General features: G+C 60.0%; 11 protein-coding genes. All 11 read right to left on the bottom strand.

The features are described from left to right. Window positions 1-85: 85 nt before the first annotated feature. The 11 genes from KGB25_RS01290 to betI all read right to left on the bottom strand — a co-directional run bounded on the left by KGB25_RS01290 (window position 86) and on the right by betI (window position 13,675). Entirely contained in the window at window positions 86-1,264 is a 1,179-nt protein-coding gene (locus KGB25_RS01290) for an NAD(P)/FAD-dependent oxidoreductase (protein ID WP_008044773.1), read from the bottom strand. 145 nt (window positions 1,265-1,409) lie between these two features. Next, window positions 1,410-2,747 (bottom strand): ATP-dependent RNA helicase DbpA, encoded by a 1,338-nt coding sequence (gene dbpA, locus KGB25_RS01295; RefSeq protein ID WP_230427581.1) that lies wholly within the window; start codon window positions 2,745-2,747, stop codon window positions 1,410-1,412. A 105-nt stretch (window positions 2,748-2,852) separates the two neighbouring features. Beyond that, window positions 2,853-4,280 carry a multidrug transporter subunit MdtD gene (mdtD, locus tag KGB25_RS01300; protein WP_008033279.1) on the bottom strand — a complete coding sequence of 476 codons (1,428 nt, stop codon included), beginning with the start codon at window positions 4,278-4,280 and terminating at the stop codon, window positions 2,853-2,855. 184 nt (window positions 4,281-4,464) lie between these two features. Continuing rightward, on the bottom strand, window positions 4,465-5,802 hold the full coding sequence (locus KGB25_RS01305) for a TldD/PmbA family protein (RefSeq protein WP_223434069.1): 1,338 nt from the start codon (window positions 5,800-5,802) through the stop codon (window positions 4,465-4,467). Then, a complete protein-coding gene (locus KGB25_RS01310) occupies window positions 5,802-7,244 on the bottom strand; it encodes a TldD/PmbA family protein (protein WP_008033276.1) in 1,443 nt (480 codons plus the stop codon). Before KGB25_RS01310 ends, KGB25_RS01305 begins: the two co-directional genes overlap by 1 nt. Before the next feature lie 216 nt (window positions 7,245-7,460). Then, complete coding sequence (locus tag KGB25_RS01315) at window positions 7,461-7,796, bottom strand: AzlD domain-containing protein (RefSeq protein WP_263286227.1); 336 nt, start codon at window positions 7,794-7,796, stop codon at window positions 7,461-7,463. Window positions 7,797-7,807: 11 nt separating this feature from the next. After that, the gene (locus tag KGB25_RS01320) at window positions 7,808-8,530 is read right to left on the bottom strand and encodes an AzlC family ABC transporter permease (RefSeq protein ID WP_008044782.1); all 723 of its coding nucleotides are present in this window, start codon (window positions 8,528-8,530) and stop codon (window positions 7,808-7,810) included. Further along, window positions 8,530-9,531 carry a hypothetical protein gene (locus KGB25_RS01325; RefSeq protein WP_223434071.1) on the bottom strand — a complete coding sequence of 334 codons (1,002 nt, stop codon included), beginning with the start codon at window positions 9,529-9,531 and terminating at the stop codon, window positions 8,530-8,532. Before KGB25_RS01325 ends, KGB25_RS01320 begins: the two co-directional genes overlap by 1 nt. Window positions 9,532-9,712: 181 nt before the next feature. Beyond that, window positions 9,713-11,416: a choline dehydrogenase gene (betA, locus tag KGB25_RS01330; protein WP_008044786.1), complete on the bottom strand. Its 1,704-nt coding sequence runs from the start codon at window positions 11,414-11,416 to the stop codon at window positions 9,713-9,715. A gap of 85 nt (window positions 11,417-11,501) precedes the next feature. Beyond that, the gene (gene betB / locus KGB25_RS01335) at window positions 11,502-12,974 is read right to left on the bottom strand and encodes a betaine-aldehyde dehydrogenase (RefSeq protein ID WP_008044788.1); all 1,473 of its coding nucleotides are present in this window, start codon (window positions 12,972-12,974) and stop codon (window positions 11,502-11,504) included. Between the two features lie 107 nt (window positions 12,975-13,081). Next, the gene (gene betI, locus KGB25_RS01340) at window positions 13,082-13,675 is read right to left on the bottom strand and encodes a transcriptional regulator BetI (RefSeq protein ID WP_008033272.1); all 594 of its coding nucleotides are present in this window, start codon (window positions 13,673-13,675) and stop codon (window positions 13,082-13,084) included. Window positions 13,676-13,854: the final 179 nt, after the last annotated feature.

Genomic DNA, 13,854 nt, shown 5'->3' on the forward strand with positions numbered 1-13,854 from the left:
GCGATAACGGCCTGACAGTCGACATCAATGTCGAATATACCGGCCTCATCGCGAGCAGGCTCGCTCCCACAGGTTATTGGTTGTGTCAGACGAATTGCGCAGCGGCGTACCCGGAGGCCCACGCCCACTGGAAGTTGAAACCGCCCAGATGCCCGGTCACGTCGAGCACTTCGCCGATGAAATACAGCCCAGGGCTTTTCAGCGATTCCATGGTCTTGGACGAGACTTCGTTGGTGTCGACGCCGCCCAAGGTCACTTCGGCGGTGCGGTAGCCTTCGGTCCCGGCCGGCACCACTTTCCAGCTCGCCAGCTTCTCGGCGATGTCGGCAATTTCCGCGTGGGTGTATTGCTTCATCGGTTTGGAGACGAACCAGTTGTCCGCCAGCAGGTTGGCCATCTTCTTGGTGAAGATTTCACCGAGCAGGGTTTTCAACTCGCTGTTGGGACGTTCGGCCTGCTGCTGTTGCAGCCAGCTCGGCACATCGTGATCCGGCATCAGGTTGATCTCTACCGGGTCGCCGGATTCCCAGAACGAGGAAATCTGCAAAATCGCCGGACCGCTGAGGCCGCGATGGGTAAACAGGATGTTCTCGCGAAAGCTCTGATCGTTGCAGCTCACCAGGCAATCCACCGACGTACCGGACAGTTCGGTGCAAAGCTCTTTGAGCTGATCAGTGATGGTGAAAGGCACCAGGCCGGCGCGGGTCGGCAACAATTCGTGGCCAAACTGCTTCGCGACCTGGTAACCGAAACCGGTGGCGCCGAGGGTCGGGATCGACAGGCCGCCCGTGGCGATCACCAAGGATTCACAGGTGATCTGGCCCAGTGTGGTGTCCAGCAGATAGCCGCTTTCCAGCTTCTCGATGGTCTGGATCGACGTGTCCAGGTGCAGGCTGACGCCAACCTGATCGCACTCGTTGAGCAGCATTTCGAGGATGTCGCTGGATTTGTTATCGCAGAACAGTTGGCCGAGTTTCTTCTCGTGGTACGGCACGCCGTGCTTGGCGACCATGCCGATGAAATCCCACTGCGTGTAGCGCGCCAGTGCGGATTTGCAGAAGTGTTCGTTCTGCGAGAGAAAATTGCCCGGTTCGGTGTACATGTTGGTGAAATTACAGCGGCCACCGCCCGACATCAGGATTTTCTTGCCGGCCTTGTTCGCATGGTCGAGCAACATCACCTTGCGCCCGCGCCCGGCGGCGGTCAGCGCACACATCAACCCTGCGGCGCCAGCGCCAATGATCACGACTTCGGTAGAGCGCAAAACGGTGTCCTCACACAAATCTCGGAGCCAGCCTATATCTGTAGGAGCGAGGCTTGCCCGCGAAGAACGATAACGCGGAGAGTCAGGTAAACCGAGTTTTCGTTCTTCGCGGGCAAGCCTCGCTCCTACAGGGGCAGTGTTGTTCTTACAAGATACGCACGCGCAGCGAACGGCCTTTGATCTTGCCGTCGTTCAGGCGTTGCACTGCCTGCTTGGCAACTGCGCGTTCCACGGCAACGAACGCCTGGAAGTCGAAAATCGCGATCTTGCCAACCTGCGCGCCCGGAATCCCGGCATCGCCAGTCAATGCACCCAGAATATCGCCCGGACGCACTTTGTCTTTACGGCCAGCGCCGATGACCAGCGTGCTCATTTGCGGCAGCAACGGACCACCGCCCTGGGACTTGAGGTTGTCCAGCTGATCCCAGCTCAACGGCGACTTCTGCAGTTGCTCGATGGCCTGGGCGCGGTGCGCTTCGGACGGGGCGACCAGGCTGATCGCGATGCCTTTTTCACCGGCGCGGCCAGTACGGCCAACGCGGTGAATGTGGATTTCCGAATCACGCGCCAGTTCGACGTTGATCACCATGTCCAGCGCATCGATGTCCAGGCCGCGAGCGGCGACGTCGGTGGCAACCAGTACCGAAGTACTGCGGTTGGCAAACATCGTCAGCACCTGGTCACGATCACGTTGTTCCAGATCGCCGTGCAGGCCGACGGCGGAGATGCCTTTGGCGGTCAGGTGATCGACGGTTTCCTGAACCTGCTGCTTGGTGAAGCAGAAGGCCACGCAAGAGGCCGGGCGGTGATGCGCGAGGACCTTGACCACGGCGTCCATGCGCTCTTCCGGAGAGATCTCGTAGAAGCGCTGCTCGATCTGCGTGTCGTCGTGGAACGCCTCGGCCTTCACTTGCTGCGGGTTGCGCATGAACTTGGAGGCCAACTGCTTGATGCCCACCGGGTACGTGGCGGAGAACAGCAGGGTCTGACGACGCTCCGGGCATTGGGCGATGATTTCTTCGATGGAATCGTAGAAACCCATGTCGAGCATGCGGTCGGCTTCATCGAGGATCAGCGTGTTCAGGCCATGAAGCACCAGCGAACCTTTGCGCAGGTGCTGCTGGATGCGACCCGGAGTGCCGACGATGATGTGCGCGCCGTGCTCCAGCGAGCCGATCTGCGGACCGAACGACACGCCGCCGCACAAGGTCAGGACCTTGATGTTGTCTTCGGCGCGGGCCAGGCGACGGATTTCCTTGGCAACCTGGTCAGCCAGTTCACGCGTTGGGCAAATGACCAGCGCCTGGCAGCCGAAGAAGCGCGGATTGATCGGGTTCAGCAGGCCGATACCGAAGGCTGCGGTCTTGCCGCTGCCGGTCTTGGCCTGGGCGATCAGGTCCATCCCCTTGAGGATCACCGGCAAGCTTTGCGCCTGGATCGGCGTCATCTGGGCATAACCGAGGGAGTCGAGGTTAGCCAGCATGGCGGCGGACAGCGGCAAAGTATTAAAAGCGGTGGCGATGGTGGTCACGGGACTGGCCTGCAAAACAAAATGTCGCGCAGTGTACCAGCCCAGTGGCCATTCGCCCTAAGGCTCTATGTGCTCTTCCGGACGCTTGACGCGCCGTCCGTCTTCCTTTGACAGCTGCGAGAAGATCGTCGCGGCCAGCATCGCCATGATTCCGACGGTCACAAACGTGAGTTGGAACGCGCCCAGCACCGTGTCCACGCCGTCGTTTCCGATCTCTGCAGTGAACCCGCCGAGCAGCGCACCGGCGCATGCAACGCCCAGGCTCAGGGACAATTGCGCGACCACCGACAGCAGGCTGTTGCCGCTGCTGGCGCTGGCATCGTCGAGGTCGATCAGGGTCACGGTGTTCATTGCGGTGAACTGCAACGAGTTGATCGCGCCGAGAATCGCCAGCATGCCCAGCAGCAGCCAGTACGGCGTCTGCTCGCTGACCAGGCCCATGCTTGCCAGCATCAGCCCCAGCGCCAGGGTGTTGCCGGTCAGCACAATGCGATAACCCAGGCGCTCGATCAGTGGCCGCGCCACCGACTTGGCAACCATCGCCGCCGCTGCCAGCGGCAGCATGCTCATCCCCGCCTGCGACGGCGAGTAGCCCAGGGCCACTTGCAGCAACAACGGCACGAGGAACGGCAGTGCGCCGCTGCCGAGACGGGCGAACAGGTTGCCGAGGATGCCGACGGCGAACGTGCGGGTCTTGAACAGCGACGGCGCGAACAGCGGATTGTCGATGTGCCCGGCCCGCAACCAGTACGCCGCCAGGCACGCCATGCCGCCGAACAGCAGCAGCATCACGCGCAGGTGCGGCAGGTGCAGTTCGCCGAGGCCTTCCATGGCGATGGTGATCAGCACCATCGCTGCGCCAAACAGCAAAAAGCCGAGGCTGTCGAACCGCGTGCGCTCAGTGCCGCGCAGGTCGGGGATGAATTTCCATACGGCGTAGCAACCGACGACGCCGACCGGCAGGTTGATCAGGAAGATCCAGTGCCACGTCAGGTATTCCACCATCCAGCCGCCCATGGTCGGGCCGATCAACGGGCCGAGCAGGCCGGGAATGGTGATGAAACCCATGATCCGCACCAGTTCCGAGCGCGGGTAGGCCCGCAGTACGACCAGCCGACCGACCGGCAGCATCAGCGCACCACCCAGGCCCTGAATCACCCGGGCGCCGATCAGCATGCTCAGGCTGCTCGACAAGGCGCAGAGCAACGAGCCGAAGCTGAACAGCAGGATCGCACCGAAGAAGATTTTCTTGGTGCCGAAGCGGTCGGCGATCCAGCCCGAGGCGGGGATCAGCAACGCGACGGTGAGCATGTAGGCGATGATCACGCCCTGCATGCGCAGCGGGTCTTCCGCCAGATCGCGGGCCATGGCCGGCAAGGCAGTGTTGAGGATGGTCCCGTCGAGGGACTGCATGAAGAAGGCAATAGCGACGACCCACGGCAACCAGCGGGCGGTGACAGCGTCGAGAGGCGGGCGGTTGGGCATGGGACCTCAGGTTTTGAGTCGCAGGAATTTCGGTGTTTCCCCAATCCCTGTAGGAGCTGGCTTGCCAGCGATGGCGGACTGTCAGCCGACAATGATGTTGGATTTGCCGGCCTCATCGCTGGCAAGCCAGCTCCTACAGGTTTTGCGTCGTTACAGGTTTTGCGTTGTTACGGGTTTTGCGTTGTTACAGGGTCAAGGTCAGTTTGCTGATCAGCGCGCCCGGCAACAGCGCCGATGCCGTGGCCCGCTGGCTGTAAGTGCTCGCCGACAGCAACAACTCGCGCTCTTCGGTCAGCGCTTCCAGCTGCGAACCCAGCAAACTGTAAGCACTGTCATCAAAACGCATGGTGCTGACCGGTGCCTGGATCTCGCCATTCTCGACCCAGAACGTCGCAAACCGCGTCATGCCGGTCATGCGTGCCATCGGTTGGTCCGAGTAGTTCAGGTACCAGAGGTTGCTGATGTACAAGCCCGTGCCCAGTTGCTTGAGGATCTCGGCATCGGCAAGCGCGCCTGGCGCCATGTTCAACGCGGTCGGCGACTCACCGCCGCTGGCGCCGTTGGCCGTCAGGCCGTATTCGGCGGCGCTGCGTGAGCCGACCAATTGCGCGCCGGCCTTGCCTTCGACGATCAGCTTCAGGTCACTGCGTGGATAACCTTCGCCAGAAAATGCCGGGCTCAACGAACCGCTGACTTGCTCGTCAAGGGACACCAGCGGACTGAACGAATGGTCGCCCGCGTAGAGTTTCTGCAACGGGCTGCTCTTGCTGGCAATCGACTGCGCCGAAAAGCCACCCCAGGACAACATGCCCATGATTTCTTCCAGCGCGGCCGGCGCCAGGTAAGCGCGATACTGACCCGGTGCCAACGTACGCAATGGTCGACCGAGAAACTCAAGCTGCTCACGCGCCTGCTGGAAGCGCCGGGCAAACCCTTCGCTGTTCCAGTCATGGCCCGCGTAGCTGGCTTTCACCGCCTGGCCGTTTGCATGAAACAGGCTGAAGTCGAAGTTGAAGCTGTTGGCCTGATGCCAGCCGAACGCGCCTGAAGAACTGGCGAAACCGCGACTGATCGGGCCGGCGGCGTAGAAACCCACCAGATCCAGCCCTTCGGCGGCCCGGGTGATTTCGGCGACCACCTGCTCGGTGTCCGGCAGCGGATGCTCCCGCACATTCTTGCTTTGCCAGCCGGTGTAGTTGAGCAGCAAGTACGGATCCTGCGGCAGCAGCGGCAGGGTGTCGCGCAACTGTTGCAGGCCTTCGGCCAGACGCTGGGCGTCGACGTGCGCATCGCCCGACAGCGTGATGTCGAGGTCAGCGTGGCGTCCGTCGTTGATCAGCTTGAGACCGACGCTCGCCTGTTGCACCTGCCCGGCCTGCCGCACCTTGGCATGATTGAAACGCACGAAGGCCGACGACTCGGCGGCGTAGCTGAGGGTGAATTGCTCCGGTTCGCGAATCGCCTCGCGCAACCCGTTGACCAAGGCCTTGAACGAATCAGCCTGACTTTTTGAAGTGCTCATCAGGCGTCTCCCCCAAATACATCCACGTTGCTGAACACGCAGGCCGGTGATGCATGGCCGACACGGATCACCTGATTCGGTTCGCCCTTGCCGCAGTTCGGCGTGCCCAGAACCTTGAAGGTGCTGGCGTCGCCGACGGCGCTGAGGCTTTTCCAGAACTGCGCGGAAATCGCCCGGTAGTTCGGGTTTTTCACCACGCCTTTGAGTTCGCCGTTTTCGATCAACTGGCCCCATTCGCAGCCAAACTGGAACTTGTTGCGCGCATCGTCGATGGACCAGGAACGGTTGGTGCTCATCAAAATACCGTGCTCGATGTTGCCGATCAGTTGTTCCAGCGGCTGATCGCCGGGCTCGATATTGAGGTTGGCCATGCGGTCGATCGGTGGGCGGTTCCAGCCGCAGGCGCGGCTGTTGGCAACGCCGTCCATGCCGGCGCGGAACTGCGAAAGTGCGCCGCCCAATGGACGCAGGAGCAAGCCCTGCTTGATCAGGAATTGCTTGCTCGCGGCAGTGCCGTCGTCGTCATGACCGTAGCTGGCGAGCTGCTCGGGAATGTCCGGGTCGAAGGTGACGTTCAGCAGTTTCGAGCCGTACTGCAAATGGCCGAAGTCTTCGGCCTTGACGAAACTGGTGCCGGCGTAATTGCGCTCGTCACCGAGGATGCGATCGAGTTCCAGCGGGTGACCGATGGATTCGTGGATCTGCAGCATCATCTGGTCGGGCATCAGCAGCAGGTCGCGTGGGCCTTGCGGCGTGTTCGGCGCGAGCAGCAATTGCAATGCTTGATCGGCAACTTTTGGACCGGCGCCGATCAGGCCGCAACGGCTGATGACATCAGCGCTGCCCTGTTGGCCGAAATTCTCGCGGCCGAGGCTGCGGGTCTGGCTGTCGTTGCCGTCGTAGGCCGTGACATCGAGGCCCGGATAGACGAAACGCTGGGCCTGGCGCAGTTCGGCGCCGGCGCTGTTGAGGTAGATCTGCTCGACATGGGTGATGCCGATGCTGACCTGCCAGTTCACCAGTCGCTCGTCCTTGGGCACCGCCGCGGATTCGGCGCCGAGCAGTTGGTAGCAATCGCTCAGGGACGGGAAGGGCTGGTCGAGGTTCGGCGAAAAATAGTCGGCGCGGTCGCTGGAAACGGCTTGCTCACGCAGGTCCAGCAGCGCGTGAGGCTTGAGCAGGCGAGCTTGTTGCTCGGCTCGGTCCAGCGCCGATTGCAGGCCTTGCGGCGACAGGTCGTTGGTCGCGGCGTAGGCTTCAACGCCGTTGACACGAACGGTCAGCATCGCGCCTTCATCACGGCTCAGGCTCGGAGGTTCGGCAACGTTCTTGCGCACCGACAGGTACTGGCCGGACTCGCGCACGTATCGCAGAGAAAAGAATTCAGCGCCCGTGCGCAAGGCAGCAAAGCGCTGCTTGAGCTGGGGGTGGAAATCGAACATTCGGGAACCTCCTTGGTCTGGAGTGGCGATGCAGCGGTGTTGCGAAGGGGGGGGTGAAACGTTTGCGTGGCGCTAGATTAGGCCTGCGTGGGGGTAGGATCAAGCGCAGAGCTGCGTAGGAAATATTTAATCAGCGTGAAGGCCGAGGCTCGCGGGCAGACCGTGTCGTGATCTGCTCGCGATGGCATTGGTTACGGTGGTGAGAGGGGGCGGGGCTTACTGCCCGCCATAGAGATAGAGGACCGCCGTCAGATAAATCATCAGGCTGGCCAGGAAAGCGGGAAGTATTTTTCTGGTTTTGGCGACCACAATGAAGGTCCCCAGCAGCAGGATCAGCTTCAGCGCATCCAGGCTTTCAAACTGTTGCATCAGGCTCGGCGCATCCTGTTTGTTGAAGGCCGTGTCATAAATGATTACCCCCAGCATGGCTTGTGCGCTGTAGTTGATAAACCGATAAAACGAACCGTGGGTGCGCGTCAGCGCCGTCGTGTTTTTAAAGGCAAAGGGCAGGGCGCGAAACGCCAGTGCGCTGACGGCGGCAAAGCCGATCAAAAACCAAACTGTCATTGGCTGCGCACTCCTTGTTCGGTCCAGGCGTTTTCAATCAACACGGTCACGCCACCGATCAAAAACGGTGTGATGAGCAAGCTGTATTCCTTGAAGAACAGCACCAGCACTGGCGCGCCGATGAAGCCCAGCCAGTAGCTCGACACTTCGGCGTAATGCGGCCAGTGTTTGCCGGCCAGTGCCGTGAACTGAAGCGGCAACAGCATCATCATCACGGCCGTAGTCACCGGCGACGCCAACCCGGCACCGGCGATGAAGCCGATGCAGGTACACACAATCGACACGGCAAATATCGGCAAGCCCACGCCGAGCATGTAGGTGAAGGGGTGATTGGTTCGTTGTTTGAAGCGGGTCATGCAGGCCGTGAATATCGACGGCGTTATCAGGATCAGCGAGGGCAGTATGTTGCTTGTCGAAACGTGCTTCAGGTACGGCGCCAGCGCGGCCGAGAGCAGCAGGAATCGCACGTTGAGCGCCAGAATGACCGGAATCAACAGCCAGCCATCGTTGTAGTTTTGCAGAAGCAAAAACTGTAGCGGCGTAGAAAATATCAACAAAGTTGTTGCCAGGGTCTGCCCCAGGGTTAACGACTGTGCGGCGCCTACCATCCCGATCGACAAATACAGAAACAGGAAGGCGACACCGAAGCTGATCGCATCCCGTGCGCCTTCCTGGAAGACCTTGGCTGACGAATGACAAGGCGGTTTTCCAGCAACCATCAGCAAGTTTCCCGCGGACAGTCGGATGCATTCAGCGCGTAATACTGCTTCCTGGGGCCTTTGCTGCGAAACAGCAGGCGAGGTGTGGTGGCCAGTGTTGAAGTGGCGGCCTGGGTGCGCACTGCATCTTCACTCATGTTCAGCATGGGGCGTGCGTGCAGAATCTTGTGGTTGGCCACGATCAGGAAGGTTCCGGTCTCGGCTGTCGAGACACTGTGACTGGCGGTGGGCAACTGGGCTCTTATCTTGTCGAGGACATGTTGGCCGCCGTTGACCGCTCGCATCCGCTCACCGTTGTGCGGGTCGATCCGGAAGTCCAGAGAAAACCGGTAGCCGTAGTGATCGTCGTATTCAACGACATTGCGAATTCGCTCTTTCGAACCGTTGACGTTTTTGCCGGAAATAAACCTGGCTTGCATGCCAAGCAGTGTTTCAATGTCTTCGTTATCAAGGTCGCAGAGCAAGTCTGCGGGAAAGTAATAAGCCGTCGGCGTATGAGTAGTGTCTCGACAAACTGTTAGTGCCAGGAAATCCACGCTGAGGTTTTCATACAAGTCGTCGGAGTGCGGTGTGATATCTCCATAGCCATTTCCCCATTCCCGATATTTTTCTGCTGCCGGTTTAAGATATAAGGCTTTGTGTTCTTCATAGTCGTATTTGATGTCAACCAGATGGAACAAATCGGCGAGCGCTTCATGCACCGTCAGGGCCAGCCTGGGTGAATCGAGGTGGAAGATATTCTTGATGCACACGGCGGCCACGCCGTCGTGTGCTTGCCCTAATTTATCGAAATAGTAGGCATCTTCCGGGTGGAGGTAGGTTGCAAAGATATTGATTAGCTGGATTTTCAGCTCATGAATACTCTGGTCGTGATTTTTCATCCACCACGCTTCGATCATGCCGCTGAGATAGTTGAAGTTCAGAGTGATTGTTGTTTCTTTTGCTATTGCTTGTCGGAATAAGCTGGCTGATACAGTTGGGTTTGCATAGTGGGTATTCATTATCATCCTTGATAATCAGGTTTTTGTTTGGCGCTGATCTTAATGCAACTATTAAGTTTGAAGCCCCCTATAAGTGTTGCGAGTTTTGTTGCGAGCTGGACAGGGTGGGTGGTTTATTCAAGGCAATAAAAAACCGCCAGCCTCCGAAGAGGTGGCGGTTTGCGGTTTTGCGGAGCGGCTATCAGCGTGCTGTCGCGCTCACATCACGCACTGGCTTGCCTTTCACCGGAGCGTCACCGGCCACGTAGTAGCTGGCAGTGCTGCGCGGCAATGGCTTGCGACCACGGATCTTGTCGGCGATTTTCTCGGCGATCATGATCGTCGGCGCGTTCAGGTTGCCGGTGGTGATGATCGGCATGATCGAGGCATCGACCACGCGCAGGGCTTGCATGCCATGCACACGACCTTCGGCGTCAACCACGGCCATTTCGTCGGTGCCCATCTTGCACGAGCAGGACGGGTGGAACGCGGTTTCGGCGTGTTCGCGGATGAACTTGTCGAGCTGCTCATCGGTTTGCACTTCAATGCCCGGGCTGATTTCGCGGCCACGGAAAGCGTCCAGTGCAGGCTGTTGCATGATTTCACGGGTCAGGCGGATGCCGTCGCGGAATTCCTGCCAGTCCTGCTCGGTGGCCATGTAGTTGAACAGGATGCTCGGGTACTCGCGCGGATCCTTGGACTTGGCCTGGATGCGACCACGGCTCGGCGAACGCATGGAACCCATGTGCGCCTGGAAACCGTGCTCTTTCACACCGTTGCTGCCGTTGTAGTTAATCGCGACCGGCAGGAAGTGGTACTGGATGTTCGGCCATTCGAATTCCGGACGGGTGCGGATGAAACCGCCGGCTTCGAACTGGTTGCTGGCGCCGATGCCGGTGCCGTTGAACAGCCACTCGGCACCGATGGCCGGTTGGTTGTGCAGGAGCAGCGACGGGTACAGCGAAACCGGCTGGGTGCAGGCGTATTGCAGGTACAGCTCGAGGTGATCCTGCAGGTTTTCGCCGACGCCTGGCAGGTCGTGCACCACCGGGATGTCGAGCTTGTTCAGCAGTTCGGCCGGGCCAACGCCGGAACGTTGCAGAATCTGTGGCGAAGCGATGGCGCCGGAGCACAGCAGCACTTCTTTGCGGGCGCGGACTTCAACGCGCTCTTCAGCGGCGCCGATCAGGTAACGCACGCCGACGGCACGCTTGCCTTCGAACAGGATCTTGTCGGTCAGGGCGTGAGTGACGATGGTCAGGGTCGAACGCTTTTTAGCAGTGTCCAGGTAGCCGCGAGCGGTGCTGGAGCGACGACCTTTAGGCGTCACGGTGCGGTCCATCGGGCCGAAGCCTTCCTGCTGGTAACCGTTCAGGTCTTCGGTGCGCGGGTAACCGGCTTGCACGCCGGCTTCAACCATGGCGTGGAACAGCGGGTTGTTGCCGGCTTTGGGCGTGGTCACGCTGACCGGACCTTCGCCACCGTGGTAGTCGTTCGGGCCGATGTCGCGGGTTTCGGCCTTGCGGAAATACGGCAGGCAGTTCAGGTAGTCCCAGTCTTCCAGACCAGGCAGTTTGGCCCAGCCGTCGTAGTCCATCGCGTTGCCGCGGATGTAGCACATGCCGTTGATCAGCGAAGAACCGCCCAGGCCCTTGCCGCGACCGCATTCCATCCGGCGACCGTCCATGTGTGGCTCTGGATCGGTTTCGTACGCCCAGTTGTAGCGACGACCTTGCAGCGGGAACGCCAAGGCCGCTGGCATTTGCGTGCGGAAATCCATCCGGTAATCCGGGCCGCCTGCTTCGAGCAGCAGGACGGTGACGCCTTCGTCTTCAGTCAGACGGGTCGCCAGGGTGTTACCGGCCGAGCCGGCACCGATGATGATGTAATCGAATTCTTGGGACATTGAATGCACCCTCTTTGAAGTTGGTCAGGTCAGGCCTGGGCGAGTGCTGCGCACTCGATTCGCGGGCAACACATGACTCGGGGGCTTAGAACACCGAGGCGTAATCGCCCAGCTCAACCTGTACCGATTTGATGCGTGTGAAGTTGTTCAGCGAGCTGATGCCGTTTTCACGACCCACACCGGATTGCTTGTAGCCGCCGACCGGCATCTTCGCGTCGGACTCGCCCCAGGCGTTGATCCAGCAGATACCGGCTTCCAGCTGATGAATCACGCGGTGAGCGCGGTTCAGGTCCTTGGTGACGACGCCTGCGGCCAGGCCGAAGTCGGTGTCGTTGGCACGACGGATCACTTCTTCTTCGGTTTCGTAAGTCAGGATCGCCATCACCGGGCCGAAGATCTCTTCGCGAACGATGGTCATCTCGTCGGTGCAATCGGTGAACACGGTCGGTGCCACGAACGCGCCTTTAGCGAATTCGCCGTCGGTCAGACGGCCGCCGCCGCACAGCACGCGAGCGCCTTCTTCTTTGCCTTTGGCGATGTAGCCCAGCACGCTTTCCATGTGGGCGAAGCTGACCAGCGGGCCGAAGTTGGTGTTTTCGTCTTCCGGATTGCCGACGCGGATGCGCGCAACGCGCTCAACGATCTTGGCTTCGAAAGCGGCTTTCAGGTGGCTCGGTACGAACACGCGAGTGCCGTTGGTGCAGACCTGGCCGGAGCTGTAGAAGTTGGCCATCATCGCGGTGTCGGCGGCGCGATCGAGGTCGGCGTCGTCGAAAATGATCAGCGGGGATTTGCCGCCCAGTTCCATGGTCACGTCTTTCAAGGACGAAGCGGAAGCGCTGGCCATGACCTTCTTGCCGGTGTCGGTGCCGCCGGTGAAGGAGATTTTTTCGATGCGCGGGTGCTCGGTCAACCAGGTGCCGACTTCACGGCCGCTGCCGGTCAATACGTTGAACACGCCGGCTGGCAGGCCTGCCTCGGTGTAGATCTCGGCCAGTTTCAGCGTGGTCAGGGAAGTGACTTCGCTTGGCTTGAAGATCATCGCGTTACCGGCCGCCAGGGCAGGCGCGGATTTCCACAGGGCGATCTGGATCGGGTAGTTCCACGCGCCGATACCGGCCACGACGCCCAGCGGCTCGCGACGGGTGTAAACAAACGAAGTGGTGCGCAGCGGGATCTGCTCGCCTTCGATGGCTGGGACCAGGCCTGCGTAGTATTCCAGCACGTCGGCGCCGGTAACGATGTCGACATACTTGGTTTCGGAGAACGACTTGCCGGTGTCCAGGGTTTCCAGGGCGGCCAGTTCATCGTTGCGCTCGCGCAGGATGTCAACGGCGCGACGCAGGATGCGCGAACGCTCCATGGCAGTCATTGCAGCCCAGATTTTCTGGCCCTTTTCGGCGCTGACTACAGCGCGCTCAACGTCTTCCTTGGTCGCACGCTGTACTTTTGCGAGGACTTCACCGTTAGCCGGGTTGATGGCTTCGAAAGTGGCGTCGCTGCTGGCGTCGGAGTAACCGCCATCGATGTAGAGTTTTTGCAGTTCGAAACGGGCCATAGTGTCCTCGCAAGTGCATAAGTGGTTGGCGTTGACCACTGGGCGTGCCGTGTAGCGCTGGCACGCTGGTCAGTGGCGGTTCAGGGGTTGAGCGTTTTATGTGTGCTCTAACTCACCTGCTTGGCCAGTTGGAAATCCATGTATTCGTAAGCGATCCGGTGCGCCTGTTCCGTGTCGAAAGCATCTCCCGACAGCGCGCCGCGCAACCACAAACCGTCAATCAACGCTGCCAGGCCCCGGGCTGCACTGCGCGCATCATCGAGCGGCAATACGCGGCGGAACTGGCAGCACAGGTTGGAATACAGACGGTGATCGTTGATCCGCTGCAACCTGTGCAAAGACGGGTGGTGCATGCTGGTGGCCCAGAAGGCCAGCCAGGTTTTCATTGCCGGGCCATTGACCTGGCTGGCGTCGAAGTTGCCTTCGATGATCACCTGCAGATGCGCCCGCGGGCTGGCATCTGTCAGCGCCTGACGGCGCGCGGTGACGTTCTCGCTGAGGACACTCATCAGGTACTGCGCCGTGGCAGCGATCAGGCCGTTCTTGTCCTGAAAATAGTGACTGATGATGCCGTTCGAGACACCGGCCAAACGGGCGATCAGCGCAATGCTGGCGTCCCCCATTCCGACCTGATCGACGGCCAGCAAGGTGGCTTCGATCAATTGCTGGCGGCGGATGGGTTGCATACCGACCTTGGGCATCTTGCACATCTCCTTAGGCCTTCCGGCAGACGCAAAACGTCTATCGGATTGAGGGCCAGTCTATTTTGTTTTGATTGAACGTTCAATCAACAAAGAATAAGATCTGCGACAAATCGTCGCTGCTTACAGGTTTTTCCTACGTGTAAATGGCGATAACCCGACATCCAAAACGGCTCGAA

Origin of the sequence: Pseudomonas sp. BF-RE-21 (assembly GCF_019947305.1) — a bacterium.
GTDB classification, from domain to species: Bacteria; Pseudomonadota; Gammaproteobacteria; order Pseudomonadales; family Pseudomonadaceae; genus Aquipseudomonas; species Aquipseudomonas migulae.